Raw genomic sequence first — 26189 nt, forward strand, 5'->3', positions numbered from 1 at the left:
ACATCAGCGCACTAAAATACAAAGGTCAAACCTGCTCTCAGACTGATTCCTGATTGAGCAAATCTAGCCAGATCCGTTGGTGCAGGGGCGGTAATCAAAGGACGCACATCGGAATAAAGGAAGTATTGAGTATTAAATAGATTGAAGATGCCCATATTTAAGGTGAGTTGAGGAGAAATTTTATAAAATCCTGTCAGGTCAACCACAGTATAGCCTTGCGGCGTATAGGAATTGGCGGGTCGGTTACTGGCAAGTCGAGGTTGCCCTGCAAAGGTCGCTATCAAATCTGCACCCCAAATGTTTTCGGGAGCGCGATAGCGTAAACCTGTCACCAACTTGATCGGATCGACAGTTTCTAGGGGCTGATTGGTGGTCAAATTATCGCCAACGGTCAACCCTAGTGCCGAAATCAGACTAAATCCATGATTCTCAGGGCTAAAGCGATACTCGCTGCTTAGCTCAAAGCCATAGGTACTAGCCCTCGCCACGTTTTGAGTCTGAAAGAGGTTGACATTGGGAATACCATTAACCGTTCCCCTACCTAAGCTCGCAAAGGATTGAATAAAATTGTTGTAACTGTTGTAAAAGCCAGTCAGAGCAAAGTTAAATTGGGGATAGTTGGCGCGAATTCCTAGCTCAAAGGTATCGCTAGTTTCTGGTTTGAGGTTAGGATTTGAGAGAGTTTGATAGCGATTGAAAGGATTAGTTAAGTTTGTAAAACCAGAGTTGATTTCACTATACAAGGGAGTGCGGAAGCCTTTGGCATAGCGCCCCACTAACGTCCATTCGGGAGCAGTTTGCCAGACAAAGCCAAGACTAGGGGAAACTGCCGAATCACTAAAGTCAGCCGCGATCGCACTGGGAGAATTATTGAGGTAAAGTTGATCGATTTTGGTGGTGAGTTTATAGGAGTCAAAGCGCAAGCCTGCAATGAGTGAAAAGGTATCACTAAAGTTAAACTCATTCTGGGCATAAATCCCTAAACGGAAGGTGTCAGAATCAGGAAAGTCTTTGACTGGAAAGCTATCAGCACCAACTACATTGGTACTTAGGATATTTACGCCAGCCCCATTAAAGCGATTTTCGATGCCGTTGCGAATCCTTTGATTACTGGTGTTAGAAATATCAACCCCATAGGTCAAAATATTGGGAATCTGATCGATTTTAAATTGACTTTGGAATTGGACTTCACCACCAAATAGGCGATCGCTAAAGGTATTTGTAAGATTACGGATTCGTCTTTGATCAACGCCTGCTCCCGTTCTCACAAAATCTTGAACTCGCAACTCATCGACATTGGCATTTTGGTAATACAGCAAAGCTTTAGCGGCAGTTAAGAATCCTGTACTACTGGGATCTTTGTACTCATAGGAAATGCTGAAGCGATCGCGCGAGGTGTTGTAATTGAGCGTTTCATCCTGACCCCGAAATCCTGTTGGACCTAACAAGTCCGCCACTGTAATCGGTGCAACCTTGAAGTTATCACGATTACGGAAAATTTCCGCCGCCACACTGATTTTGCTGGTTTGGTCAATGCGATAAACCAATTTGGCGATCCAGTTATTGCGGGCATTGCTGCGACTATCGACAAACTCATTACCCGTCGGAACCCTTGCCTCGGCTCCATCACGGCGCGTATAGCCAAGTAGACCTTCGAGGTTCCCATCCCGAAAGGCGATCGCGGCGGTATTCGTAAAACTGCGATCCGTAGTTTCATAATTAGTGGAAAGACTAGTCACCACCGATTGATTAGGACGCTTTTTTAATAAGTCCTCTGGATCGATGCTACGGAAACTCACCACTCCACCGAGAGCATCACTGCCATAGAGTGCCGAAGCAGGTCCCCGCACAACTTCTACTCGTTGTAGACCTTCAAGATCTACATAGTCGCGCCCAATCGAAGGTGTGCCGAAGGAGAACTGTGTGGGAATACGAATGCCATCATTGAGAATGAGAACACGATTACCGCCTAGTCCGCGAATATTGATGTCCTGCAACCCATAGCGGCGATTATTGCCTACGGAAACGTTAGGCTCATAGCGGAAGACATCGCGTAAATCTTGAGCAAGATTTTGATCTAGTTTATCGGCATCAATGACGCTAACGGAGCTTGGCGTAAGCCGTACAGGACGCGCTCGTCTTGCCCCTGTAACTGTGATTTCTTCTTCAGGATCATCATCACGATTGAGACTGTATAGGACACCTTGAGTCTTTAAGGTCACTTCCTGCACGGGTGGATTAGCTTTACCCGTTACATTGACACGAATCGTACTTCCATCTATTTGAACTAGCCGAATGTTGCTAATTTCGGCGGTAGGATTAGTGCTGTTAAATTCTTTTTGATCAGGAATCGCTAACACCGCATTGGGAATATCAGCAACAAGACTATTCCCTTCAATCCGAAAGTTATTAGTGTCAATCTGAAGCGATCGCCCCTCTGCGGTTTCCAAAATGATCTCTAGCCTAGAGCCAGTGGGATTAATCTGCACATTGGTTATCTGCACAGGGGCAGCTTGGGCGAGTTGTGATGCAAGGGGCTTAAGCCCCTTATCTTCTAGTGTAACTTCTGGTGTAGCGATCGCGCAGTCCTCAAGGACAAGCAGTATGGGAATGCCAAGCAATAAAAAAGCGGCATTCTTGAGCAGAATGTAATGAAGTTTCATATGATATTGATGTCGATTTGATATTGAAAATTCGATATTTGAGGGCAAGTTGGCGCTTGCCCTTTTTTGTTTGGGGAATTAGCAAGACCCTCACCCCCAGCCCCTTCTCCCAGAGGGAGAGGGGAACAAGAAATTAGTCTTACTCCCCTCTCCCTCTGGGAGAAGGGCTAGGGGTGAGGGCTAATCTTTAGAAACAGTCGGGTCGCGACTCTTCACCAAAGTTTGCGATGGCGAGAGCAAGCAGATCTGTAAACCTACAGGCGTAATAATCGTCACAGCCTCCACATCAAAGACTTGACGCAGATTATCGGGAGTAATGACATCTGCCGATCGCCCGATCGCTTTGATTACGCCCTGCTTTAACATCGCTAGGCGATCGCTATAGCGCATCGCGAGATTAATGTCATGCAGCACCGTAATGATCGACAATTGCCGCTCTTGATTGAGGGTCTTCAGCAGTTCCAATAGTTCTAATTGATGATGCAAATCCAAAAATGTGGTTGGTTCATCTAGCAAGAGAACTTGAGGATTTTGGGCTAAGGTTAAGGCTAAAAAAGCCCTTTGGCGCTCACCACCCGAAAGCTGTTCGACAGGGCGATCTCTTAATTCGGTGAGTTGCGTTTGAGCGATCGCTGTCTCCACCATTTGCCGATCCTCCACATCCAAATCCCATTGCCACCAAGGTTGATGGGGCGTGCGTCCAAGACTCACTAGTTGTCGCACCGTCAAACCCGATGGAACCGTCTGCTGTTGCGGCAAAATCGCTAACTGTCTGGCAACAACATTGGCAGGCTGTTGGTGAATGGCTTTACCATCGAGTAAAACCGTACCTGTTTGCGGGGTCAGAATCCGACTACATAGCTTCAGCAAAGTCGATTTGCCTGAACCATTAGCGCCCACTAAACTCAACCACTCTCCTTTATGGAGAGATAGGGAAACATTCTGCAAAATTGTCTGCTTGCCATAGCCACCGACAAGATTTTGCGCCTCTAACAATGCATCAGAGAGATTATATTCTAGGGAATCTTCCATTACTAACCTCTCTGACCGCGCCGATAGAGTAGCCAGATAAATAAAGGTGAACCGAGCAACGCCGTCACTGCGCCTACAGGTAATTCCACTGTGCCGAGTCGCGATAGCAAATCCGCCAACGTCAGCACCCATGCACCACCGATCGCGGAACAGGGCAAAATCCATCGGTAATCAGAACCAACGAGCAAGCGCACACCGTGCGGCACAACTAAACCGACAAAGCCAATTAGTCCCGCCATACTCACAGCACTTGCGGCGAGTAAACTTGCCACTGCACCAATCGCTAAACGCGATCGCACTAGGGAAGTTCCTAAACCTGATGCGAGGTCATCACCAAGATTTAGCAAATTCAGGGGACGCGCTAATAGACAACCTGCAATTAGCGCCATACCGACATAAGGCGCAACATTATTTACCTCATTCCAGCCACGTCCATTCAGGCTACCAATCAGCCAATTTAGCGCCGACTGAATTCTGCCATCATCGGCAAGTAAGAGCAAAGTAGTTTGGATTGCGCCAAACATCGAACTAATCGCCACACCTGCCAAAATTAAGCGCTCAACGGATAAACCTCCGCCCAAATAGCCAAGGGTGTACACAAGAATTGCCGTAGCGATCGCACCAAACCAAGCACCTACTGGAACTAAAGTCTGAGCTACGCCAAGGGTAATCATGGCGATCGCGACGAGTCCTGCCCCTGCGGAAATCCCTAACACAAAGGGATCAGCAAGTCCATTTCGCAACATTCCTTGCAGCAAAGCTCCTGACATTCCCAGTGCCGCACCAACCACCATCGCCGCTATGATGCGTGGTAATCGCAATTCCCAAATAATCGTTTGATTGACCGATTCTCCTTGATGCCAAAGTGCTTGCCAGAGTTCATTCCAACCCATCGGTACGGCTCCTTGGCATAGGGAAACTGCCATGGTAATAAGCAGTCCGACTGTCAACAAAACTAGCGTGGGCAGGAAGCGATCGCGCAGCAGATGATTAAATTTAACTTTCTGATTTACTTTCTGAACTATCATTAATCTAAATTAACCTAAGAATTCTTTAGACACCGAACTCAGACCTCAAGAGTGTTACCCACTTCTTCAATCTCTGCTCCGTCAAATCTGATTGATTGGTATCATCAAGAGCCAGACCGACAAATTTACCATTGCGAACTGCCTTGGATACATCAAAATCATAGCCTTCCGTTGACCAATAGCCAACAGTCTTGCCACCACGTTCAGCGATTTTCTCTTCGAGAATACCGATCGCATCTAAGAAATTATCCGCATAGCCAACCTGATCACCACAACCGAAATAAGCAACTTTCTTACCAGAAAAATCAAGATCATCAAGTTCAGGAAATAATCCTTCCCAATCCGATTGAAGCTCACCAATATTCCAAGTTGGACAACCAATAATCAAGCAGTCGTAGTCTAGCAGATCACTAGAATCGGCTTTAGCGACATCATGCAGATCGACTAATCCCGAACCAAATATTTTTTGGATTTCTTCAGCCGCACTCTCCGTATTGCCAGTCTGAGTTCCAAAAAACAAACCAATCTTAGCCATAGATATATTTTTCCTTGTTTAGAGTAAGCAAATGTCGAGAATGTTGAAGATTTAGATAGGAGATTCCCAAAAAGAAGGAAATATTTTTTCAGGAAAATCTTGATGTAATGTCAAATAGTGATTTTTCCAACTGAGTAAACCCTGTATTCGGAGTTGATTAAGCGATCGCGTCATGGTTACTCTAGTTGAGCCAATTGTATCGGCAATATCTTGATGGGTGAGCTTGATACCGATAGTGATGCCGCGATCGCAAGGTTGTCCAAACTTGTCTGACAACCAAGATAGAAACTTCTTGAGTTTTAGGTCGATCGTTCGACAATGAGCGATGCTTAGTAACTGTTGTGTCTGTTGGCAATGATTAATAATTGCTGTAGAAGCCTGTTCCCATAAAATCGATGGCAAAACTTCCAATTCAACATCATTCAAGCATTGAATCTGATAAGGATCGAGAGTTGACATGAGGCTCCCGACAATATCACCTTCTTTCCATAAACCCAAGACAATTTGGTTACCATCTTCGTCCCAAGTCATCGTCCGCACAATTCCCTTTTTGATGCACCACAATACATCGTTGCGAAGTGGAACATACTCATACCGCTTGAAGTTGTAGATCTTAAGTCCATGATTGGCAAGATGTAAAAATTTGGGAGGTTCGATTGAAATTGATAAATGATTATCAGCTAATTTAACGAATGTGGAATTCATGACTTGAACCTCTATAAAGCTCTATATATTTACCTCTGGATCAAGGTCATCAGTAACCAAAAGTTGACCAGATAAGTTAATGAAGCGATCGTGAGCAGACCACCAAGAAACATCGCCATGATTTAGTTCTCTAATATTTTTTTTCTTTTCAAAGGCGTGGCTTTGCCACACCTTTGAAAGCGAGGTTATTCCGCAGTCGACATATTCAAAGCCCGACTAACACGACTGAAATCAAAGCCGATCGCCTTCAGTGCATGATACAAATGTCCTTGCAAGAAGAAGAAGGCAAGAATGAAATGGGCATTAGCTAACCAGCAACGGGGAGTATGCGCTCCCAAAGGTAAAGAAACAGTGTCAGCATAGAAAGGCATCACACTCAGTTTCACTTGCAAAACTTCGCCATAGAACTCCACAGGATAAGCAAGAGTATTTACCGCACAGAAGTAAGAAGCAACAAAACCAGCTAGAGCGATTCCACCTAAGGAATAGGACAAAATTGCTTCACTAGAAAAAATCAAGACTCTCTTTGCCCAAGCCATTGGCGGCATGACAATATGCCAAATCCCACCGCCAATCATCATCAGTCCGACATAAATATGACCACCAACCAAGTCTTCTAGGTTATTTACATCGGCAAAATGGGTTTGATAACCATAGATAGTTAGAGGATTTAGCGTTGGATCGGTAACCACCCTCACAGCGTGAATTGTGGAATCATAAAGCCCACCCCAGTACATTGCTTTTGCCGTCAGCAATAATGCACCAGCCCCCAAGAACAATAAATGATGTCCCAAGATGATCCCCAATTTGCGCGAGTCAGTCCATTCAAAGTGGAAATTTTTGGCAAAGCCCTTAAGTTCTTTAAGACTAGCTGGAGTTTTGGTGAGGTGAAACAAGGCTCCTGCCGCTAAAACTGCGGATGCGATCAGGTGGATTGAGCCAATCACAAAATAGGAATAACTATCAATAATAATACCACCTTCACCAACGCCAATTCCTAAAGAAGCAAGATGGGGCAGTAAAATTAAGCCTTGGCTACCCATCGGCAGATCAGCTCGATACCAAGAGATTTCATACAAAGTAAACGCACCAGCCCAAAAAGCAATCAATGCGGCTTGAGCCACATGCGCCACGATAAAAAGACCAGATAGATCGGCAAAACGGGCATTTCCTGCCCACCAATCAGATTTTACGTTAGGGTTTTCAGAGATTTGCATAGCTACCTAGAATCAACAATAAGTTATCAAAAGTTAAGATTTTGAGATGCAACTAATAGGAATTACTCTCAATAATTTGCTTCTTTTATCCTACTTGAGAAACCTTTATTGAGAATTACTTTCATTAGAATCTTAACAAAACTTAATTATGGGTTGTTTTAGTGGCGCGGCGAAGCTGCGCCACTAAAGCATTTTTGAGTATGATTAAGTTCTTATCTCTTCTCTTTTGCTAACCATCTATGCAACTTGCCTCAGAACAACGTACCAAACTTGATAACTCTGATGATGCGCTGTTCTATGACTATCCGCGCTTTGTCACCCATGTAGACGATCGCTTTATTCAGCAATTGACAGAGCTTTATCGTCAGAGATTGCAGCCCAATACAAGAATTCTTGATTTGATGAGTAGTTGGGTGTCGCATCTACCCGAAGATATGGAATTTAGCCATGTAGAGGGACATGGACTGAATGCTGAGGAATTGGCACGAAATCCGCGCTTAAATCATTATTTTGTCCAAAATCTCAATCAGCAACAGGTATTACCCTTTGCTGATCAATCCTTTGATGCCGTGTTAAACACAGTCTCCGTACAGTATTTGCAATATCCAGAAGCTGTATTTGCCGAAATTCATCGCATTCTCAAAGTTGGTGGAATCACAATTATTAGTTTCTCAAATCGGATGTTTTATCAGAAAGCAATTCAAGCATGGCGGGACACTGAAGAAAGCGATCGCACTAAGTTGGTCTTTAAGTATTTTGCTTCTGTGCCGAAAGGGTTTTCCCGTCCTGAACTAGTGGCAAATGTGCGCCCAAGTTCTCCTTTGTTAGCAATGTTTGGTATGGGTAGCAGCGATCCGTTTTATGCTGTAGTAGCAACTCGTTGCGAACTTGAAAACTAAACCACCAGATTTTTTAAAAGTGGAGCAAAGCTCCACTTTTAAAAAATTTTGGGTTTTAATTTAGCGCAAAGCGCTATAGCAATGTGAATTTGGCAAAATAGAATGACTGATGTTTTAATAATTGGCGGCGGGATAATTGGCTTAGCGACAGCGATCGCCCTTTCTCAAAAAGGCGCAAACGTGACTGTGGTTGAGCGAGATTTTTGTGGACGTGGCGCAACATGGGCAGCCGCAGGAATGCTCGCACCTGAAGCAGAACGACTAGAGGGAGATCTCCTAGAGTTTGGGATTCGCAGTCGGGAAATGTATCCGCAATGGATAGCGAACTTGATGCGATTATCAGGACAAGACTGCGGCTACTGGTGTTGTGGGATGATCGCGCCAGTTTTAGAAGAAAGAGATCGCCAAGTTATCTCTGAACATCCCAAATATATTAATCGAGAAGAATCTCGCAAACGTCAATCTGGCTTAGGGGAAGATATTTTAGGCTCTCTATGGTTACCTGAAGATGGACAAGTTAACAATCGCAAACTTATCCAAGCTCTATTAACAACTGCGCGATCACTCTCAATTAAAATCCTAGAAGGAACAACGGTCTATCAAATAGTGCGTGACCAAAATCGTGTGACGCATCTCGATACTAGTGCTGGTAAATTGCAGAGCGATCGCTATGTGTTGGCAACAGGGGCTTGGACGCAATCGCTGCTGCCTTTGCCGATTAAACCCATCAAAGGACAAATGCTTTCAGTATTTGATGGCGATCGTAAATTACAACGAGTGATTTATGCACCAAGTTGCTATATTGTGCCGCGCCAAGATGGAACTATTGTGATCGGTGCAACGGTTGAGGATAATGGCTTCTCGCAGGGTAATACCGCCGCAGGAATAGCTCAATTATTAAACAGAGCCATTGCTGTATATCCTGCGATCGCCGATATGCAAATCACTGAAACATGGTGGGGATTCCGTCCCCATGCGCCCAATGAAGTTCCACTGCTAGGGGCTAGTGATTATGAAAATCTAATTTTGGCAACGGGGCATTATCGCAATGGGATTCTCTTCGCACCAATTACAGCTAAACTAATCACCGATTTTATGGTTGATGGCATAACCGATTCTATCTATTTGCAGTAACTTAAAAGCCATGCGAAGCATGGCTTTTAAGTTACTAGAATGTAACGCGCTTGTATAAATCTCGCAAACTAATTTCAAAATTTACTGATTCTAGTTTTAGAATTGCATCTTCACCTAAATATTCAGTTACGATCCACCTGCCATCATTTTGCTTAGTATATTGATCCACGCCATAACTACTTTGATCGATAAGAATATATTCTTTAAAACTAGCAATAGAACGATAAAGCTTAAACTTATTGGAGCGATCATATTCTCCTGTGGAGTTAGAGAGAACTTCGACAATTAAGCAAGGATTAGTAATCCCTGTCTGTTTCTCATCTGTAAAAACTGGCTGTCCCTCAACCACCATCACGTCAGGATAGGTGTAGCGCTTCTGATCTGGCATCCATAGACGCATATCACTCATAAAGACAGCGTAATCTAAATCTTCTAGAGCTAACAAAATTCGAGCTAGAAACTTAGCAGTCAAAATATTATGATTTGCCGTTGCACCTGCCATAGGTATGATCTCTCCGTTGACAAATTCACTTTTAAACTCAGCTTTTTCTTCTAGTTCAAGATATTCATCTACGGTGTAGCGCTTAGTTGTTGCAAGTACCATGAGTTTTTAGCCTCCCAACTTTGATTCAATTATAGCTATAGTCACCTGTATCAGGACAAATCAAAACCCAAATAGTGAGAGGCGGCGCGAAGCGCCGCCTCTCACTATTTGGGTTTTATACCAATTCACGAAAGTGTGGCAACACTTTTGTGAATTAAAAACCAAACCCAGTAAGGGTTTTAAAAACGCAAAATGGCGTAGCCATTTTGTGTTTTGGTATTATGTCCTAACAAGCATGGCGACAGCTATATATACGAAGGGCAGAGCCTCGCTCCGACCTTCGTAGTTTTAGAAATTACGATCGCAACTTGCGATCACTTTATTCCAGATCGCAAAATGGAGTTCTTTATTACGCTTGCGATCGCTTCTAATTTCTAAAACTTGGGTTCCCTTCGCACTCAAAGAACTAGTAAGGCGATCGCGAAAATCTTGCCAATCTTGAATGAGCATATGTTCACAACTATATGCCGAGATGATCGTTGCAAATTCTAGTCCATGACTTGTTCCGAAGAATTCTTCAAAGGTATCTTCAAATTTAGAAATGGGTAGTAAATCAAAAATACCACCGCCATCATTATTGAGCAGAATTACCGTGAGCGAAATATTATATTTTTTTGCTGCCAATAATCCATTGAGGTCATGATAGAACGCTAGATCTCCACAGATGAGAACTATCGGATGATCGCATCCCCACGCCGCTCCAAGAGCGCTTGATAAAGTTCCATCAATACCATTTGCACCACGATTGGCTAAAACTGTAATCGGGCGATCGCTATGGAAGAATGTATCAAGATCGCGAATAGGCGTACTACTAGCCACATAAATATATGTATCCGCAGGTAGAATCTCGGCGAGTTCTGCATAAACTTTGCCATCAAACAATTCATCAATTTCTGCAAGAGATTCAGCGATCGCATGTTCGGCGATACTCTCTGCTAGTTCAAAATCTAATCGCCATTGCTTATCTTGCCAAATTGGTTGAGCATAATTTTCTAAATAATTGGCTAACTGCAAGCAAAAGCTAACGGGCTGAACATTTAGCGCTTGAGTAAGTCCGTGGGTCGGATCGCTATTAGTGCTACCGACAATGATCTGCTGACAGCCAATATGCTGCTGTAGCCATAGCATGTAACTTTTAGAAGTTGGCATTGCTCCAAAACGAATCACGATTTCAGGAGCATGAGCCTTAGAGAAATTCGGCGATCGCAAAAAACTATCATAATGTCCAATTTCATCACGACGATGCGCTCCTGTGGCTTCGATCAGCAATGGATAACCCGTTGCTTTGGCTAGCTTTCGGACAGCATCTAAAAAGTCTGGGGGCGAGTCATACACACCCACAACTAGTACACCCTTGGGATGACTAATAATCTGATTAGCCATAGCCGCGATCGCATCTGTACCGAGCGATCTCATTCCCGTAATGACTTGACTATAGGCGGCTCCCGATGGATTGCCAAACATCGCTTCTGGACTGCTAAGTGCTAAATCTTCTGGCACATCATTAGCCACAGGCACAGGTGGCATCGGATCGGCAAAGGGGAAGTTGAGGTGAACTGCACCTGCGGGGCTGTCACCTTTGCCCATGGATATACTGACAGAACGGCTAATCAGCGATCGCAAATAACGCAGTCGAAAACCAAGAATTTCTGGTGTTCCTACTTCAAAAAAGTAGCGAACATGCTTTCCATAAATATTAATCTGATCGATAGTCTGCCCTGAGCCACAATCACGCATTTCTGGCGGGCGATCGGCTGTCAAGACCACAAGGGGAATCTGACTATAATAACCCTCTATAATCGCAGGGTAGTAATTAGCTGCGGCAGTTCCCGATGTGCATAGTAGCGCCACAGGAGCCATTTTTACCTTCGCTAAACCTAGGGCAAAAAAGCTGCTTGAGCGTTCATCAATATGCACCAAAATCTGAAAATCAGGACAGCGATCGCGCAGTTCCGCAAAAGCGATGACAAGCGGTGTAGACCTTGATCCAGGGGACACACATACTGTGCGTACACCTGAGCGATAAAGTTCTTCAGCAACAATACTTGCCCAGAGCGTATTCCGATTGGCAGTATTCATCTGATTACAGTTCCATTCGCACTAAAGTGAATGCTGTAACCTAGTTCAGCTAACATTTGCCGCAAAATCGGTAAGCTCAATCCCAAAACGTTGGTGTGACATCCTTCAATTTTATCTATGAGCAATCCCCCCAGTTTCTCCAAAGTAAAGCATCCTGCACAGCATAGCGGCTCGCCCGAATCCACATAGCTATCAATTTCTGCATCAGTTACTTCCGAGAAATGGACTTTAGTTACTCCGTATCGTAGAACCGATCGCTCATTGTTAGCATCAATCAAACAATGTCCTGTATAGAGTTCGCAATAATTGCCGCGCATCTTTTGCCATGTAGCGATCGCCGTTTGCTTAGAGTCGGGCTTACCGTAAATCATGCCATTGAGATACATGATCGAGTCACAGCCAATAATTAATGCATTCTGTCCTGTAAATTCTGCGGCGATCGCTTTGGCTTTGCACTGCGCCAAGGTCATTACTAATGATGTGGGATCGCTCACCTGAATCGCCTCTTCGTCAAAGTGACTCACTCTGATCACTGGCTTGATACCAGCATTTTCTAAAATGCTCTTGCGTGTGGGCGAAGCGGAAGCAAGGACAAAAATGGGATTGGACATAGGATCTAGCAAAGTAAAAAAGAGAGAATATTCAGAATCTGCGCTAACTTTTCTCTTATTTACCCTACCCTATTTTCGTTAGTGACTCATGTTACTTGTAAATCAGATGATGAATCTCTTGCTGCTAGCGAAGCAGGGCAACCACGGGGGGATTGCCCCTACCCCGATAATTCAGATTTTGTAGGGGCTGCGCCCCCGTGCCAGCCCTAGACTTAGTATGATTGCAAGAATTCCATCCGCTTAAAATCAGTTAGTGATTGCCAGCATTGTCTTCTGACGATGGCTATCAACTTTTCTAGATTGATACTAAAATATACTTAGATTAAAGTTTCTTAATATTTGGGCAATCGTATCGTGCTAATCCAATCAGACTGGCTCAAAAGACTACGAGGGCGCTCGTTTGACCTAGAGTTGGGGGCGATCGCAATAATTTATTTTGTGCAAGGAGCCATGGCAATTTCGCAACTTGCCGTCAGCTTCTTCCTTAAGGATGACTTGGGACTTAGCCCTACGGAAGTTGCCTCAATGGTTGGCATTACAATGTTACCTTGGACGGTTAAACCCTTATATGGCTTAATCTCTGACGGATTTCCTGTTTTTGGCTATCGTCGTCGCCCTTACCTATTGCTATCAAGCGTTTTAGGGATTTTTGCATGGGTAAGTATGAGTTCATGGGTCGCCACTCCTTTTTGGGCGATCGCCATGATTGCGACTGGTTCCTTATCACTTGCCTTTTCTGATGCAATTACTGATGCTCTGATTGTCCAACGCGCCCGACTAGAACCAGAAGGCGATGCAGGATCATTACAGTCCTTTAGTTGGATTGCTTCGTCGATCGGGGCAATTATCTCTGCTTATTTGAGTGGCTATCTATTAGAACATTTTGGTGCGAAATTCGTTTTTGAAATTACAGCGATTTTGCCACTTTTGGTGGGCATTTCAGCCTTTGCGATCGCCGATCCTCCCATGTCTACAATTTTTATTGTGACTCCCGATACTTCTCATAATTCCGCCGATGGTACACCATCATCACCGACAGAAGCACTTACAAAGCCAGGAAAGCCAGAACAGTTATCGCGAAATTCACAGATCTGGATGTCGCTCAAGTTTAACTGTATCCAATTACGTCAAGCCTTTACAAATAAGGCGATTTGGCTACCTGCGGCTTTCTTGTTCTGTTGGCAGGCTTCACCAAGTGCCGATACTGCTTTCTTCTATTTCACAACCAATGAGCTGAATTTTAATCCTGAGTTTCTTGGGACAATCCGATTTTTTGGAAGTTGGGCGGGACTATTAGGTGTATGGCTATTTCAGCGCTTTTTTAGAGGTGTACCAACTCGCAAGATATTCTTCTGGACAACGATTGTCTCGACTTTATTAGGACTTACGAGTTTATTGCTAGTCACCCATGCTAATCGCTCACTGGGTATTGACGATCGCTGGTTTAGTCTTGGAGACAACTTAATTTTGACTGTGGCAGGGCGGATTGCTTTTATGCCTGTGCTGGTGTTAGCAGCACGGCTATGTCCTGAAGGTATCGAGGCTACTTTATTTGCATTGTTAATGTCAGTGTTGAATATTTCTGCGCTATGTTCTTTTCAACTAGGGGCAGGTTTGACTTATCTACTAGGCGTTACCGAATCTAATTTTGATAATTTATGGTTATTGGTTTTAATTGCCAATCTCACCAGTCTTTTACCATTACCGCTTTTAAAGTGGTTGCCCGAAGATAAAAATATTAAGCAAGAAACTTCTCCTCAAGTTCCTGTTAGCACTACTGAAGAGGCTCTCAATTTATAAAACCCAAAGGTGATGGCGGCGCTTTGCGCCGCCATTATATTTGATTTTTGAAAGCACAAAATGGCGTAGCTTACTTTTCCTGTTATCTTTTTATTCCAGCGTAACCGTCAATATGCATACCGTCAGAGTCCCTATTCTAGCGTTATATATTGTCATTAAGTAAGACTTATTGCGAATAAGTTTATTTATAAAACCCTTGTATACAAAGCGTTTTAGAGATGGCGTAAAAAGTAAGGTATGCGATCGCTTACTCTGTCTAGCAATTTCCGAGGTGGCAGCTTAGGCTACGGAATAAAATTATAAAGAAACTAATCCGAATAATGTATTATACTGTCGGGCTAACACACCATTTAGGTGATTAGGCAGAATTTTTCTGTATAACATTCCATATAGGGTAAATAGCCCGAATTTTTCTGTATAGTATCTCGTATAGGGTGATTAGACAGAATATTGACTTTCAGCCTATATCGCTTATAGTGACATTAGACAGAATTTTTCCGTCTAATACATAGTTAGACCGATTAGAATACTAGACGTTTTGGGAAATTAGGATGAGTCAATCGCTTCAGTCTCAACTGCACCAATTGTTACCTCAAGGAAGTAACGAACAAGAAGGCAAGACAATCAAAACCAGTTTACTCAAGATAGTTGATAATACTCTTGTATTCGGTAATACGGTTTATCAAGTTCGGAACATTTCAAGTGTTACACTTGCTGACCTTTCGGAAACATATGCAGTTAATACAAATGTGCCAACATGGTACTGGTTTCTCGTAGGACTCGGAGTCGTTCTCTTGTTCGTTTTTATCGGCATTTTAATTCTGGGCTATGCTGCATGGCTATTTTGGCAGCATAGTCAGTTAGACAAAACTCGAAAGGTCGAGAAGTTTGGATTAAAACTCGTAATGAACTCTGGCGAATCAATGATCCTTACAAGTAAAAGCAAAGATTTCGTTCTGAGTATTATTCTGAACATATATCGCGTTCTGAATAGTGAAGAGCCAAAAGCTTTGACATTTAACTTTGAAACTCTTCAGATTGAAGACAAATCAATCAATATTGGTCAAAGCTATGGTTCTTCTGTTGTATCTGGGCAGGTTTCAGGTGACGTAGTTAATAACCTCAGTATTTAGGAGAAATAGGAAATGATAGACAAGTCTGTTAGCGCTAGTGATGTAATTGGCGGCGTTATTTCTACTGGTAATGTTAATGGAAATATTTCCGTTAGTAGTGTAAACAATGTGGTAGAATCCGAGCCAAGAAGTACTCTTGCAGAAGCGGCTGAAGAGATACAAAGCCTTTTAAAACAACTTGAGAAAACAAATCCAAGTGCAACTGAAATGCAACAAGTCGCCTACATTGACATAGCAGCTAAACCTGATCTTAAACAACGCGCAATTGCTGCACTAAAAGAAGGTGGTCAAACCGCTATTGAGGAGTTTTTTTTAGATAATAAATACCTCAAAGTTGGTAAAGCGGTTGTCAAGGGTTGGCTTCAAGCAAGTATCTAACGTTGTCAAGCTACCATCGGTCTAACACTTCGTTGGAGCGGACAAAGTTGTGATATTTTAGTATTAGTTTAGAGGCGATCTTTTGCCGCTCAACTAAGCCGTTAGACTGAATATCGGGAAATAATCTAGAATCCACACCAATGTAATCACTGGTAGAACTTTATGATTTCTACTGCCAACAAACCCTTTCTTTTCAAAGAGCCGCTACAATTGCCCCTTGAGGATCGCTTTAAGATCGTCAAAGACTGGGATTTTTCCTGTGTTAGAAAGCGTGTCATGAAATACGCTTCAGCAGACTTTGATATTGACAAGGCGATTGAAGAGTACCAGAGTTGGATGGTTCTTCTATCGTACGTCACTGATCGTTGGCTTTATGTTCCAAATCCTGAGTTAGATGAAATTTGGCACAGTCATTTGATCTTCACACGAGATTACCTAAATCTTTGCGCTGCTCTTTGTGGCAAGGGATCTTACATTCATCATCAGCCTGAAGATGTTGACAACAAGATGAGTGATGAAGAAATGAAAATCATGTCTTCATACGCTGAAGCACATTTAGGATGTGTTCCCTTCCGAGTATCTCCGTTTTTGACAAGCTGTGGAGGTCAGTGTTGGTCTTGCTAAACAACTTGCTATGGAAATCGTTAGTAGCAAATCTTGTAAGGTGCGTTAATAAAATTTAGCTCACCTTGCTTTGATGCAGTTTGAGATGCCTTGTACAATACTATTAAATATTAAAGTTTTCAGTAAAATCACTTAATGTCAGACTCTTTGCATCCTCAATTTGCTGAAGTTCTCACTCTTATCAAAACTGTCCAGCAAAAGGTCATCGCTACTGCAAACCAAGAACTGATCAAACTATACTGGAGCATCGGTAAATACATCAGCGATCGCTTGGCAACTAGCGAATGGGGGCAAAAAACAGTTGAACAACTTGCAACCTTTATCCAAACTCAAGAGCCTAATCTCAAAGGATTTGAAAAGCGTAACCTTTACAGAATGCGACAATTTTATGAAATCTATCCAAATTCTGGAATTGTGTCGTCACTGCTGACACAATTAAGCTGGACTCATCATTCTATCCTCATCTCACGCTGCAAGACTGAATCCGAGCGACTTTTTTATCTAGAACTCGCTGCTACCGAACGTTACAGCACCCGTGAACTTGATCGCCAAATCAATAGCGGTATCTTTGAGCGCACACGTCTCGCCGATGATAAACTTTTGCAAATTGCCCACCCTAAACCGCTCGCTGGAATCTTTCGAGATAGTTACGTCCTCGATTTTCTCAACCTGCCATCTAATCACTCTGAGAATGAGCTAAAAGCATCTCTTGTCGCCTATCTTAAAGAGTTTATCCTAGAACTTGGTCGAGACTTTACTTTCCTTGGAGAAGAATATCGACTACAAGTTGGCAATAGTGACTTTTTCATCGATCTACTTTTCTATCATCGTGAACTTCAAAGCCTCGTTGCTTTTGAACTCAAAATCGATAAATTTCGACCTGAATACCTCGGACAACTTGAATTCTACCTCGAAGCCCTTGATCGCGACATTAAAAAACCTCACGAAAATCCTAGTATTGGTGTTCTGCTTTGCCGAGACAAAGATGATGAAGTTGTAGAATACGCTCTCAGTCGATCTATCAGTCCTACCGTTGTTGCAGAATACGAAATCACACTCATCCCGAAAGAACTTTTGCGAAGAAAACTGAATGAGTTCTATGAATTACTCGCAAACAGAGAAGAATAATGCTGAGGCTAAAATGCAAAAATATTTCGCTCTCAATCTTTGCCTGCGTGAGGTATGGTCTAACACTGCGTTGGAGACGACTTCATCAAAAGTGATCTTTAAAAGCTAAAGATTGACTGAGGCGGCTCAACTAGACCGTTAGTGCGATCACCGATCTTGTAGTGGACTGTTTCATCTAAAATAGTGCAATAGATATTGGTTTGGAGAGCCCTAATCATGGGAAGAGGAAGGCGAGATAAAGTCTATTTAGCAGTAGAGGATAGAGAAAACTTAGAACAAATTAGTCGAAATGGCTATGCACCTGCAAAAAAGATCTTGCACGCCAGAATTTTACTGATGTGTGATGAAGGAAAATACAGCAAGAGAACATGGACTGATGAAGAAATAGCAGAAGCATTGCAGGTGCATAGAAACACCGTAGGTCGAATTCGCCAAAGATTTCTGCAAAAAGGTGAAAAACCTGCACTAGAGAGACAATTAAGGAAAACGCCCCCCACACCGCCCAAGGTCGATGGCTCTAGCGAAGCCCACATAATTGCTCTGTGTTGTGCAGACCCACCAGAAGGACGTGCTGAGTGGACAATCAGACTATTAACGTCAGAACTCAAGCAAAGACAAGTTATTACCGAAATTTCCGCATCAACGGTGTGGCGTACTCTAAAAAAAACGAATTACGACCTTGGAAAACCCAGAGATTTTGTATTCCCGAAAGAGATTTAGCAAGATTTGTGGCAGAAATGGAAGTCGTCCTTGACTTGTATAGCACGGAGCCATGCGAAGAAGAACCGTTGATTGCAATGGATGAAGCATCAAAGCAACTACTCGGAGAGGTTTATCCACCAATAGCGATGCAACCTGGACAAGATAAAAAAGAAGACTACCACTATGAGCGTGAAGGTGTTCAAGCCCTATTCATGTTTGTTGACCCTCATCGAGGATGGAGACGGGTGAGTAGCCGAGATAGTCGAACAAGGATAGATTGGGCTGAGGAAATACGTCAATTGTTGGATGAGGACTATCCGAATGCACGAAAAGTAAAGCTACTCAGTGATAATCTGAATACCCATAATATAGCTTCGCTGTATGAAGCATTTCCTGCACCAGAAGCTCATCGTTTAGCAAGAAGACTAGAAATTTATCATACGCCGCGTAATGGTAGTTGGTTGAATGTAGCCGAAACCGAATTGAGTGTCTTATCAAAACAATGTTTAGATAGACGGATTCCTAGCAAGGACAAACTCAAAGAGGAGATAGACGCTTGGCAAAAGTCTCGAAATCAGAATGCATCCAAAGTAATATGGAGGTTTTCGACAAGCGATGCCAGAGTCAAACTGAAACATCTTTATCCAGTATTTGAGCAAGAAGAATAACCGTATCTATTGCACTATTTTAGATGAAACAGTCCAGTAGTGGACTGTTTCATCTAAAATAGTGTAATAGAAAACTAGGTGAAGTCAGTCTTAACAAGCTTTTTGATAGATCGACTATTGCATCACTTTAGATGAAACAGTCCAGTAGTGGACTGTTTCATCTAAAATAGTGTAATAGAAAACTAGGTGAAGTCAGTCTTAACAAGCTTTTTGATAGATCGACTATTGCATCACTTTAGATGAAACAGTCCAGTAGTGGACTGTTTCATCTAAAATAGTGCAATAGATATTGGTTTGGAGAGCCCTAATCATGGGAAGAGGAAGGCGAGATAAAGTCTATTTAACAGTAGAGGATAGAGAAAACTTAGAACAAATTAGTCGAAATGGCTATGCACCTGCAAAAAAGATCTTGCACGCCAGAATTTTACTGATGTGTGATGAAGGAAAATACAGCAAGAGAACATGGACTGATGAAGAAATAGCAGAAGCATTGCAGGTGCATAGAAACACCGTAGGTCGAATTCGCCAAAGATTTCTGCAAAAAGGTGAAAAACCTGCACTAGAGAGACAATTAAGGAAAACGCCCCCACACCGCCCAAGGTCGATGGCTCTAGCGAAGCCCACATAATTGCTCTGTGTTGTGCAGACCCACCAGAAGGACGTGCTGAGTGGACAATCAGACTATTAACGTCAGAACTCAAGCAAAGACAAGTTATTACCGAAATTTCCGCATCAACGGTGTGGCGTACTCTAAAAAAAACGAATTACGACCTTGGAAAACCCAGAGATTTTGTATTCCCGAAAGAGATTTAGCAAGATTTGTGGCAGAAATGGAAGTCGTCCTTGACTTGTATAGCACGGAGCCATGCGAAGAAGAACCGTTGATTGCAATGGATGAAGCATCAAAGCAACTACTCGGAGAGGTTTATCCACCAATAGCGATGCAACCTGGACAAGATAAAAAAGAAGACTACCACTATGAGCGTGAAGGTGTTCAAGCCCTATTCATGTTTGTTGACCCTCATCGAGGATGGAGACGGGTGAGTAGCCGAGATAGTCGAACAAGGATAGATTGGGCTGAGGAAATACGTCAATTGTTGGATGAGGACTATCCGAATGCACGAAAAGTAAAGCTACTCAGTGATAATCTGAATACCCATAATATAGCTTCGCTGTATGAAGCATTTCCTGCACCAGAAGCTCATCGTTTAGCAAGAAGACTAGAAATTTATCATACGCCGCGTAATGGTAGTTGGTTGAATGTAGCCGAAACCGAATTGAGTGTCTTATCAAAACAATGTTTAGATAGACGGATTCCTAGCAAGGACAAACTCAAAGAGGAGATAGACGCTTGGCAAAAGTCTCGAAATCAGAATGCATCCAAAGTAATATGGAGGTTTTCGACAAGCGATGCCAGAGTCAAACTGAAACATCTTTATCCAGTATTTGAGCAAGAAGAATAACCGTATCTATTGCACTATTTTAGATGAAACAGTCCAGTAGGGTGCGTTAATGAAATGTAACGCACCTTATCTAATATTCAAAATTCGTGTGTTACGCTGACGCTACCATACCCTACAGTATCCTAAACGGGATAAGTTGTTAAGACTAATTTTTGGAATAGGATCACAGCACAACTTGCTACAACAGCTAAATGAAATTTGAGTGGGACAAAAATAAAGCAGCCAAAAATCTTGCATGGAGTTTCCTTCGATGAGGCGAAAACCGTCTTCGATGATCCCCTTTACGTTGACTTCTACGATTCACACCATTCGGACAAAGAAGCTCGATACCTTATTGTTGGTCAGTCCAATCGAGGACGTTTGCTGATTGTTTCGTATACTGAGAGAAGAAATTCAATTCGCATTATCAGTGCAAGAGAAGTCACAAAATCGGAGCGTGAAGCATATGAAGAAGGCTGAATTAGAAATGGAAGACGACCTTCTAGATGAATATGATCTAAAAAGTTTGCGTGTGAGGAGACTAGGCTCAGGGCGAAAGAGTTTTGGCACTGCAATGGTACGTTTAGACCCTGATGTGGCAGAAATATTCTCTAGTGCAGATGCAGTTAATGAAGCCCTAAGATTTTTGATCAAAGTGACGCGGCAAAATCAGCTACCTATCCCCACGGCACAGCCTAACACTGCGTTGGAGCCGACCTCTCAAAAGTAATCTTTAAAACCTAAAGTTAACTGAAACGTCTCAACTAGACCTTTATACCGAAACCCGATATGTCCGTTAAAATTAACGCGAGTTCGATACTGCCATTTGCGGCGTGCAAAGCACGCCACAAATAGCAAAAAATGTTAAGAAGTAAGAGCGCCACAAAGTGATACCAAAACACAAAGAAGAGGCAACAGATGATATAAGAGAAAAAGGAGAAAGAGGATAACAAAATGGCAGGGGTATATAGATTAGAAATAAGTGAAAGCGAAGAAGAGCTAAAAGAGATGCTAGGGCGGCAGAAAACAGGCTCAGATAAAGAACGAGTGCAAGTATTGTACTTACTGAAAAGCAAGCAAGCTGGCACAGTGCAAGCCGCCGCTCAACTAATCGGGAGAAACCGTAGCACAGTGCAAGAGTGGATCAGAGGATATCGAGAGGGAGGAATAGCAGGAATACTAAGCCATAAACCAAGAGTAGGCAGAATACCCAAAATCCCAGATTGGGCGCAAAAAGCACTGGACAAACAACTGCAACAGGAAAAAGGATTTAATAGCTACGGAGAGATACGACAATGGCTACAGGAAAAACTAGGAATCGAAAGTACCTATAAAAATGTGCATGACTTGGTGCATTACCGAATGAAGGCAAAACCAAAGGTAGCCCGTCCCTATAGCGCCAGTCAAAACCAAGGGCAACGCGAGGAATATAAAAAAAACTCTCGGATAACCTAGCCATGGTGGCATGGTATGCCGTGACCGTGTTGGGATTAACGGGAAAAGTCCGATTCTTTTGTCAAGACGAAACAAGGATTGGTTTGAAAACCATCAGTGGTCGTAAAATAACGGCTCGTGGGGTCAAACCCAAGGCAAAAGTCCAGTGGCAGTTTCAGGCTACATGGTTATACGGCATCGTCGAACCTGCGACGGGAGAAAGCTTTTTCTATGAATTTAGTCATCTCAACACTGACTGTTTTCAAATATTTCTAGACCTTGTATCAGAGAAATTTGCAGACAGCATAATTATCTTGCAAGTTGATCAGGCTGGTTGTCATCGGGCTAAGCGTTTACGATTACCTCACAATATCATTTTGATATTTCAGCCTGCTCATTCTCCAGAATTAAACCCAATTGAGCGGGTTTGGCTACATTTGAAGCAAGGGTTGAGATTTTCTTTACCCAAAAATATGGATGAGTTGCGGCTTTTGGTCAAGAATCGTCTCTCCGAAATGACTAAATCTGTAATTGCTTCTCTTGTCGGTAGAGATTCCATACTGGATGCTCTATCTGTTGCCTCTCTTTTGTGATTTGGTATGACGCTCTTACTTCTTGTGTATAGATAGTTCTTGATCAATGGTTTGGCAGCAATCTTCGACGGTTGCACCACTGAGCATTTTCTCGCCAAGCTTAATTAATACTGAACGCCGATCGCTTAATAAATTACGAGCATTTAGTAACGCCCAACGCTCTTGAGTCATCGGATTGGGTAAATGAGAAATAGCTTGGCGTAAGCGTTGCATATCATCAATACCACCTTCAGTTTCACCTTCACACATCAGTTGTTCAGCCGCAATACCTGCCATATAGACGGTACTGTAACGATCAAGTAAATTCGCTGATAAATTAGTCGATAAGTTGCCAGAACTACTCACATCAGTAGTCTCAATTTCTACACCACCTTCAATACCCGTAAAGTTCTCATCAGCTAAGATCTCACCTAACGATCGCCCAACAATACCCGCGATCGCATATTTGACAACTTTAAACCCCAATACATGCGCCACTAGAAAATGTCCTGCTTCGTGATAGGAAACTCGCTCGCGGTATTTAGGCGATCGCGCCCTCAGCCACGCTTGAGCATAGGCTCCAAATTTCCCTTGCCAAAAGCCAATGTCCAGCCCCCAGATGCTGAGTAAAGTAATGGCGATCGCACTAGGAACGATTGGTGACAAGCCCGCCATCGTCCCCACCAAAGACATCATCGTAATTGTAAATATGGCGATCGCCAGTAAATCTGTAGCATTAACATTCATGGCAAAGTTCAAAAGTAAACCCAAGTTTGGGATGTGCTGCACTATGAAGTTGGTGAGGGAGACAAAGCCTCTCTCCACAAGAAAATTATGGCTTAAGTTTTTATGGTGGCGGCAAAGCCTCTCTCCACAAGAAAATTATGGCTTAAGTTTATGTGGGGCGGCTTTGCCGCCCCACATAAACATTATGGCTTTTTAATAAATGAACTACTGCGATTGGATTTCTTGTAGAAAGTTGCGAGACTATCATCATCACCCACAAACCGCCAATGCCAAGGCTCATACATTACACCCTGTGGGTTATTAGGCGGAAAAGACATCTCAAATCCATACTTGGCTGCATTACTTTGTAGCCATTGAAAGGCAGCAGTTTTCTCAAAATTAGTAGATAGATTGGCACTTGGAACGGCTGCATCACCGATATCTAAAGCATAGCCTGTGTGATGTTCACTATGTCCTGGAGGAGCGCTAACCTTGGCGCGTTGGGCTGGAGTTTGATTACGTTGTTTACTGATATCAAAAAAAAGTTCTTGCTGCTCTGCGATCGTTCGAAAGCCTGAAATCACAACAAAATCGATCCCATCAGCCTTGGCATCAGCCTCCATTTTCAGATAACTTTTTGCGGCTGCTTCATGGAGACGAATTTCATAACCATCTCCTGCTCTACCAATAGTCCGTAATTTATTTGCAGGAGCCTCACTAAAAGCATGATGACCAAATAAGTCTGGTGGACTGTCGGTATCTTTAGCGATGACCTCTGGATTTTCGCCATTGGCTTTAGCTGTAGGAGTTGTGCTTATAAATGGTGCAACGGTGTGACTCACAGATGGTTGTACTGACACTGATGTAGGTGGTGAACTTTCAACAGGTGTAGTAATTTCTTTGGGTTGATTGATAGCGTTAGCGTTCAGGGCGAACCAGATGCGGGTGCTGACAATGGGTGATAAAAAAGCTAGGAATGCTAAACCATATGCCCACCAAGGAACTGCCTGTAGCGATCGCGAAATTGAATTAACTTTTTCAGGTTGCTTTTGGGGCGATCGGTTAGGATCGCTGACTCTTTGAGCAACGGGGATATCGTTTTGGGTAGGCATAGGTATACAAACGTTTGAAGTTTTAACCAAGGTCAAATATATACTCTCTTTTCCAAAATACCAAAGATATAGCAAAGCAAGTTTTGCTTAGGCCCAAAAACAAGAAGCGAGTGGCGGCGCTTCGCGCCGCCACTCGCTTCTTGTTTTTAGTTAACTTTTGCTTTGCTGTATATCTATGCTTGCAGCTATCCGAACCAATAAATTTTCTAAAACTGTTGCAAAGCAACAGTTTTAGAAAATTTATTGGTTCGGGTTTGCTTGGACAATTTCGAGAATATTGCCATCAGGATCGCTTAAAAATAAAATTCTTTGTCCCCAAGGCATAACTTCAGGTGGTGAGATGATATCTAATAGCTTACTTTCTTGAATGCTAAGTTGCCGATCGCATATTTGCTGATAAACCTGATCGAGATCAGCAACGGTCATCGATAGCAAAAATGGATTACCACTAATTATTTGCTTGCCGCGATCACCAAATAATTTTGGCAACCAACTGCGATCATAAATGCCAATTTTTAGATTGCCGCTGTATCCCTCCACGCCGTCAGGTTTGGCTGGTTTGTCAAAGCGAAATCCCAAAATATCACGATAAAAAATCAGCGATCGCGCCACATCTGACACAAATAGGGCAATGTAATCTATTTCCATAAATTTAAGAGCATAAGTGGCGGCGCTTTGCGCCGCCACTTTTTTAAGAGCGTAAGTAGTAGCGCAAAGCACCGTCACTTTTTTAAATAATTTAAGAGGTGGCGCTTCGCGCCACCTCTTAAATTATTTATTTTAAGAAAGCGACTAATGACTCAGCTTTTGACCATGCTGCACCACTTTTGAGAATTTCGGAAGCAAGACTGACACCTTCTGCCCAAGTACTTGCCGCGCCACCAATTCTTAGAGCTAAGCCACTATTAAGGGCAACACAATCAGTTTGAGCTTGGCTTCCTTTACCTTGCAAAACTGCCCGTAAAATCTCGGCATTTTCCTGAACATTACCACCCTTTAGTCTTTCGATTGGAGCAGGAGTTAAACCTAACTCTTGAGGAGAGATCGCTTCTTCCGTCACCACGCCATCACACAAAAACGAGATGTCTGTCAGATCTCCTAAACCTGCTTCATCCATCCCTTCTCGACTATGGAGAACCACAGCTTGTTGGCGATCGAGTAAACGCAAAGCTTCCGCAACGGTATGCGTTAGTTGCTTATTATAAACTCCTAAAACTTGAGCCGTAGGATGAAGTGGATTGACCAGTGGTCCAATCAAGTTAAATACAGTCCGAACTCCTAAACTACGACGAATTGCACCAACCGCTTTCATCGCAGGATGCCAACTTGGAGCAAATAGGAAGGTAATCCCCACCGCAGGTAAAGCTTCGTAAATTTTTTCTGTGGATGTACCAAGATGAATCCCGATCGCTTCCAAAACATCTGCCGAGCCAGAGCGACTCGAAACCGCCCGATTTCCATGCTTCGCTACAGGAATTCCTGCCGAGGCAACAACAAATGCAACAGAAGTAGAAATATTAAACGTCGATGCACCATCACCTCCAGTCCCACAAGTATCAATCAAAGGTTTAGTGCGATCGACAATATGACCAAATTGTTCTTTAAATTTTTGACCTTCACTTTGAGATTGCAGCACATTTGCCATAGCAGCTAATTCAGAAGCCTCAATCCCCTTAAATTGCAGAGCCGTCAAAATTGCCCCCGATAGCTCTGGGGCGATCGCTCCTTCTAGCCAACCCTGCATCAATGCTGTAGCCTGTTCGCTTACTAGGGTTTGTCTATCCATAAGCTGCTTTAGCAGTTGTGACCAATTCTGTTCCATAATCCCTTCTATATATAACTATTGCTTAAAAGGATACAATGCTTTAGCGCTTTACGCTGAGATAAGAGCCACAATATTTTTGTTAAAAGTGTTGCAAAGCAACACTTTTAACAAAAATATTGTAGCTCCCTTAATTTCAAA

24 protein-coding genes and 2 pseudogenes are annotated in these 26189 nt (G+C 43.0%); 13 read left to right on the top strand and 13 right to left on the bottom strand.

Features of this window, described 5'->3' with window-relative positions:
* Window positions 1-11: 11 nt before the first annotated feature.
* From ABM313_RS09555 to ABM313_RS09580, 6 genes are all read right to left on the bottom strand, one after another.
* A complete protein-coding gene (locus ABM313_RS09555) occupies window positions 12-2663 on the bottom strand; it encodes a TonB-dependent hemoglobin/transferrin/lactoferrin family receptor (protein WP_434687569.1) in 2652 nt (883 codons plus the stop codon).
* 180 nt (window positions 2664-2843) lie between these two features.
* The gene (locus ABM313_RS09560) at window positions 2844-3695 is read right to left on the bottom strand and encodes an ABC transporter ATP-binding protein (protein ID WP_434687571.1); all 852 of its coding nucleotides are present in this window, start codon (window positions 3693-3695) and stop codon (window positions 2844-2846) included.
* 2 nt (window positions 3696-3697) lie between these two features.
* The gene (locus ABM313_RS09565; RefSeq protein WP_434688430.1) at window positions 3698-4621 is read right to left on the bottom strand and encodes a FecCD family ABC transporter permease; all 924 of its coding nucleotides are present in this window, start codon (window positions 4619-4621) and stop codon (window positions 3698-3700) included.
* 127 nt (window positions 4622-4748) lie between these two features.
* Window positions 4749-5258 carry a flavodoxin FldA gene (gene fldA, locus ABM313_RS09570; RefSeq protein WP_434687572.1) on the bottom strand — a complete coding sequence of 170 codons (510 nt, stop codon included), beginning with the start codon at window positions 5256-5258 and terminating at the stop codon, window positions 4749-4751.
* Window positions 5259-5309: 51 nt separating this feature from the next.
* On the bottom strand, window positions 5310-5963 hold the full coding sequence (locus tag ABM313_RS09575) for a Crp/Fnr family transcriptional regulator (RefSeq protein ID WP_434687574.1): 654 nt from the start codon (window positions 5961-5963) through the stop codon (window positions 5310-5312).
* A 185-nt stretch (window positions 5964-6148) separates the two neighbouring features.
* On the bottom strand, window positions 6149-7180 hold the full coding sequence (locus ABM313_RS09580) for a chlorophyll a/b binding light-harvesting protein (protein ID WP_434687575.1): 1032 nt from the start codon (window positions 7178-7180) through the stop codon (window positions 6149-6151).
* Window positions 7181-7419: 239 nt separating this feature from the next.
* On the opposite strand from ABM313_RS09580, the gene ABM313_RS09585 reads away from it, so the two are divergent.
* Together ABM313_RS09585 and thiO are read left to right on the top strand one after the other, a co-directional pair.
* Window positions 7420-8079 carry a class I SAM-dependent methyltransferase gene (locus ABM313_RS09585; protein ID WP_434687577.1) on the top strand — a complete coding sequence of 220 codons (660 nt, stop codon included), beginning with the start codon at window positions 7420-7422 and terminating at the stop codon, window positions 8077-8079.
* Window positions 8080-8181: 102 nt separating this feature from the next.
* A complete protein-coding gene (thiO, locus tag ABM313_RS09590) occupies window positions 8182-9213 on the top strand; it encodes a glycine oxidase ThiO (protein WP_434687579.1) in 1032 nt (343 codons plus the stop codon).
* 34 nt (window positions 9214-9247) lie between these two features.
* Here thiO and ABM313_RS09595 read toward each other — a convergent pair whose 3' ends face one another.
* From ABM313_RS09595 to ABM313_RS09605, 3 genes are all read right to left on the bottom strand, one after another.
* Window positions 9248-9817: a Uma2 family endonuclease gene (locus tag ABM313_RS09595; protein WP_434687580.1), complete on the bottom strand. Its 570-nt coding sequence runs from the start codon at window positions 9815-9817 to the stop codon at window positions 9248-9250.
* Window positions 9818-10105: 288 nt separating this feature from the next.
* Window positions 10106-11896 (bottom strand): 2-succinyl-5-enolpyruvyl-6-hydroxy-3-cyclohexene-1-carboxylic-acid synthase, encoded by a 1791-nt coding sequence (menD, locus tag ABM313_RS09600; protein ID WP_434687581.1) that lies wholly within the window; start codon window positions 11894-11896, stop codon window positions 10106-10108.
* Window positions 11893-12507, bottom strand: coding sequence for a nucleoside triphosphate pyrophosphatase (locus ABM313_RS09605; RefSeq protein ID WP_434687582.1), 615 nt, complete (start codon window positions 12505-12507; stop codon window positions 11893-11895). The genes menD and ABM313_RS09605 overlap by 4 nt, the downstream gene beginning before the upstream one ends.
* 354 nt (window positions 12508-12861) lie before the next feature.
* Between ABM313_RS09605 and ABM313_RS09610 the strand changes: the two genes are divergently transcribed.
* From ABM313_RS09610 to ABM313_RS09660, 11 genes and pseudogenes are all read left to right on the top strand, one after another.
* A complete protein-coding gene (locus ABM313_RS09610) occupies window positions 12862-14307 on the top strand; it encodes a folate/biopterin family MFS transporter (protein ID WP_434687583.1) in 1446 nt (481 codons plus the stop codon).
* Between the two features lie 551 nt (window positions 14308-14858).
* A complete protein-coding gene (locus ABM313_RS09615) occupies window positions 14859-15440 on the top strand; it encodes a DUF6232 family protein (protein WP_434687585.1) in 582 nt (193 codons plus the stop codon).
* Between the two features lie 12 nt (window positions 15441-15452).
* On the top strand, window positions 15453-15818 hold the full coding sequence (locus ABM313_RS09620) for a hypothetical protein (RefSeq protein WP_434687587.1): 366 nt from the start codon (window positions 15453-15455) through the stop codon (window positions 15816-15818).
* A gap of 162 nt (window positions 15819-15980) precedes the next feature.
* Window positions 15981-16442 (top strand): hypothetical protein, encoded by a 462-nt coding sequence (locus tag ABM313_RS09625; protein ID WP_434687589.1) that lies wholly within the window; start codon window positions 15981-15983, stop codon window positions 16440-16442.
* A 135-nt stretch (window positions 16443-16577) separates the two neighbouring features.
* Window positions 16578-17570, top strand: coding sequence for a PDDEXK nuclease domain-containing protein (locus tag ABM313_RS09630; protein WP_434687591.1), 993 nt, complete (start codon window positions 16578-16580; stop codon window positions 17568-17570).
* A gap of 216 nt (window positions 17571-17786) precedes the next feature.
* Window positions 17787-18940, top strand: a protein-coding gene (locus tag ABM313_RS09635; RefSeq protein ID WP_434687592.1) for an IS630 family transposase whose coding sequence is annotated in 2 segments (ribosomal slippage) — window positions 17787-18228 and window positions 18228-18940 — 1155 coding nt in all. Because the reading frame shifts where the segments join, the coding sequence is not laid out codon by codon here.
* Between the two features lie 310 nt (window positions 18941-19250).
* Window positions 19251-20403, top strand: a pseudogene (locus ABM313_RS09640) (IS630 family transposase).
* A gap of 191 nt (window positions 20404-20594) precedes the next feature.
* Window positions 20595-20862, top strand: a pseudogene (locus tag ABM313_RS09645) (BrnT family toxin).
* The gene (locus tag ABM313_RS09650) at window positions 20849-21112 is read left to right on the top strand and encodes a hypothetical protein (protein WP_434687594.1); all 264 of its coding nucleotides are present in this window, start codon (window positions 20849-20851) and stop codon (window positions 21110-21112) included. The pseudogene ABM313_RS09645 and the gene ABM313_RS09650 overlap by 14 nt, the downstream one beginning before the upstream one ends.
* Before the next feature lie 224 nt (window positions 21113-21336).
* Window positions 21337-21837 (top strand): helix-turn-helix domain-containing protein, encoded by a 501-nt coding sequence (locus ABM313_RS09655; RefSeq protein ID WP_434683803.1) that lies wholly within the window; start codon window positions 21337-21339, stop codon window positions 21835-21837.
* Window positions 21838-21839: 2 nt separating this feature from the next.
* A complete protein-coding gene (locus ABM313_RS09660; RefSeq protein ID WP_434683804.1) occupies window positions 21840-22409 on the top strand; it encodes an IS630 family transposase in 570 nt (189 codons plus the stop codon).
* 15 nt (window positions 22410-22424) lie between these two features.
* On the opposite strand, the gene ABM313_RS09665 is transcribed toward ABM313_RS09660, so the two are convergent.
* The 4 genes from ABM313_RS09665 to trpD form a co-directional block, all read right to left on the bottom strand.
* Window positions 22425-23135: a hypothetical protein gene (locus ABM313_RS09665; protein WP_434687596.1), complete on the bottom strand. Its 711-nt coding sequence runs from the start codon at window positions 23133-23135 to the stop codon at window positions 22425-22427.
* Between the two features lie 182 nt (window positions 23136-23317).
* Window positions 23318-24226, bottom strand: a complete 909-nt coding sequence (locus ABM313_RS09670) for a M15 family metallopeptidase (protein WP_434687598.1) — start codon at window positions 24224-24226, stop codon at window positions 23318-23320.
* 240 nt (window positions 24227-24466) lie between these two features.
* A complete protein-coding gene (locus ABM313_RS09675) occupies window positions 24467-24874 on the bottom strand; it encodes a VOC family protein (protein WP_434687600.1) in 408 nt (135 codons plus the stop codon).
* A 127-nt stretch (window positions 24875-25001) separates the two neighbouring features.
* Window positions 25002-26048, bottom strand: a complete 1047-nt coding sequence (gene trpD / locus ABM313_RS09680; RefSeq protein ID WP_434687601.1) for an anthranilate phosphoribosyltransferase — start codon at window positions 26046-26048, stop codon at window positions 25002-25004.
* Window positions 26049-26189 lie beyond the last annotated feature (141 nt).

The organism is Pseudanabaena minima str. Chao 2107 (genome assembly GCF_051131155.1).
Taxonomy (GTDB): Bacteria; Cyanobacteriota; Cyanobacteriia; order Pseudanabaenales; family Pseudanabaenaceae; genus Pseudanabaena; species Pseudanabaena minima.

What these genes read in the sequence shown, in the direction of transcription:
- ABM313_RS09555 (WP_434687569.1), bottom strand. Translation starts at nt 2,663, where the DNA reads ATGAAACTTCATTACATTCTGCTCAAGAATGCCGCTTTTTTATTGCTT.
- ABM313_RS09560 (WP_434687571.1), bottom strand. Translation starts at nt 3,695, where the DNA reads ATGGAAGATTCCCTAGAATATAATCTCTCTGATGCATTGTTAGAGGCG.
- ABM313_RS09565 (WP_434688430.1), bottom strand. Translation starts at nt 4,621, where the DNA reads ATGGCAGTTTCCCTATGCCAAGGAGCCGTACCGATGGGTTGGAATGAA.
- fldA (WP_434687572.1), bottom strand. Translation starts at nt 5,258, where the DNA reads ATGGCTAAGATTGGTTTGTTTTTTGGAACTCAGACTGGCAATACGGAG.
- ABM313_RS09575 (WP_434687574.1), bottom strand. Translation starts at nt 5,963, where the DNA reads ATGAATTCCACATTCGTTAAATTAGCTGATAATCATTTATCAATTTCA.
- ABM313_RS09580 (WP_434687575.1), bottom strand. Translation starts at nt 7,180, where the DNA reads ATGCAAATCTCTGAAAACCCTAACGTAAAATCTGATTGGTGGGCAGGA.
- ABM313_RS09585 (WP_434687577.1), top strand. Translation starts at nt 7,420, where the DNA reads ATGCAACTTGCCTCAGAACAACGTACCAAACTTGATAACTCTGATGAT.
- thiO (WP_434687579.1), top strand. Translation starts at nt 8,182, where the DNA reads ATGACTGATGTTTTAATAATTGGCGGCGGGATAATTGGCTTAGCGACA.
- ABM313_RS09595 (WP_434687580.1), bottom strand. Translation starts at nt 9,817, where the DNA reads ATGGTACTTGCAACAACTAAGCGCTACACCGTAGATGAATATCTTGAA.
- menD (WP_434687581.1), bottom strand. Translation starts at nt 11,896, where the DNA reads ATGAATACTGCCAATCGGAATACGCTCTGGGCAAGTATTGTTGCTGAA.
- ABM313_RS09605 (WP_434687582.1), bottom strand. Translation starts at nt 12,507, where the DNA reads ATGTCCAATCCCATTTTTGTCCTTGCTTCCGCTTCGCCCACACGCAAG.
- ABM313_RS09615 (WP_434687585.1), top strand. Translation starts at nt 14,859, where the DNA reads ATGAGTCAATCGCTTCAGTCTCAACTGCACCAATTGTTACCTCAAGGA.
- ABM313_RS09620 (WP_434687587.1), top strand. Translation starts at nt 15,453, where the DNA reads ATGATAGACAAGTCTGTTAGCGCTAGTGATGTAATTGGCGGCGTTATT.
- ABM313_RS09625 (WP_434687589.1), top strand. Translation starts at nt 15,981, where the DNA reads ATGATTTCTACTGCCAACAAACCCTTTCTTTTCAAAGAGCCGCTACAA.
- ABM313_RS09630 (WP_434687591.1), top strand. Translation starts at nt 16,578, where the DNA reads ATGTCAGACTCTTTGCATCCTCAATTTGCTGAAGTTCTCACTCTTATC.
- ABM313_RS09650 (WP_434687594.1), top strand. Translation starts at nt 20,849, where the DNA reads ATGAAGAAGGCTGAATTAGAAATGGAAGACGACCTTCTAGATGAATAT.
- ABM313_RS09655 (WP_434683803.1), top strand. Translation starts at nt 21,337, where the DNA reads ATGGCAGGGGTATATAGATTAGAAATAAGTGAAAGCGAAGAAGAGCTA.
- ABM313_RS09660 (WP_434683804.1), top strand. Translation starts at nt 21,840, where the DNA reads ATGGTGGCATGGTATGCCGTGACCGTGTTGGGATTAACGGGAAAAGTC.
- ABM313_RS09665 (WP_434687596.1), bottom strand. Translation starts at nt 23,135, where the DNA reads ATGAATGTTAATGCTACAGATTTACTGGCGATCGCCATATTTACAATT.
- ABM313_RS09670 (WP_434687598.1), bottom strand. Translation starts at nt 24,226, where the DNA reads ATGCCTACCCAAAACGATATCCCCGTTGCTCAAAGAGTCAGCGATCCT.
- ABM313_RS09675 (WP_434687600.1), bottom strand. Translation starts at nt 24,874, where the DNA reads ATGGAAATAGATTACATTGCCCTATTTGTGTCAGATGTGGCGCGATCG.
- trpD (WP_434687601.1), bottom strand. Translation starts at nt 26,048, where the DNA reads ATGGAACAGAATTGGTCACAACTGCTAAAGCAGCTTATGGATAGACAA.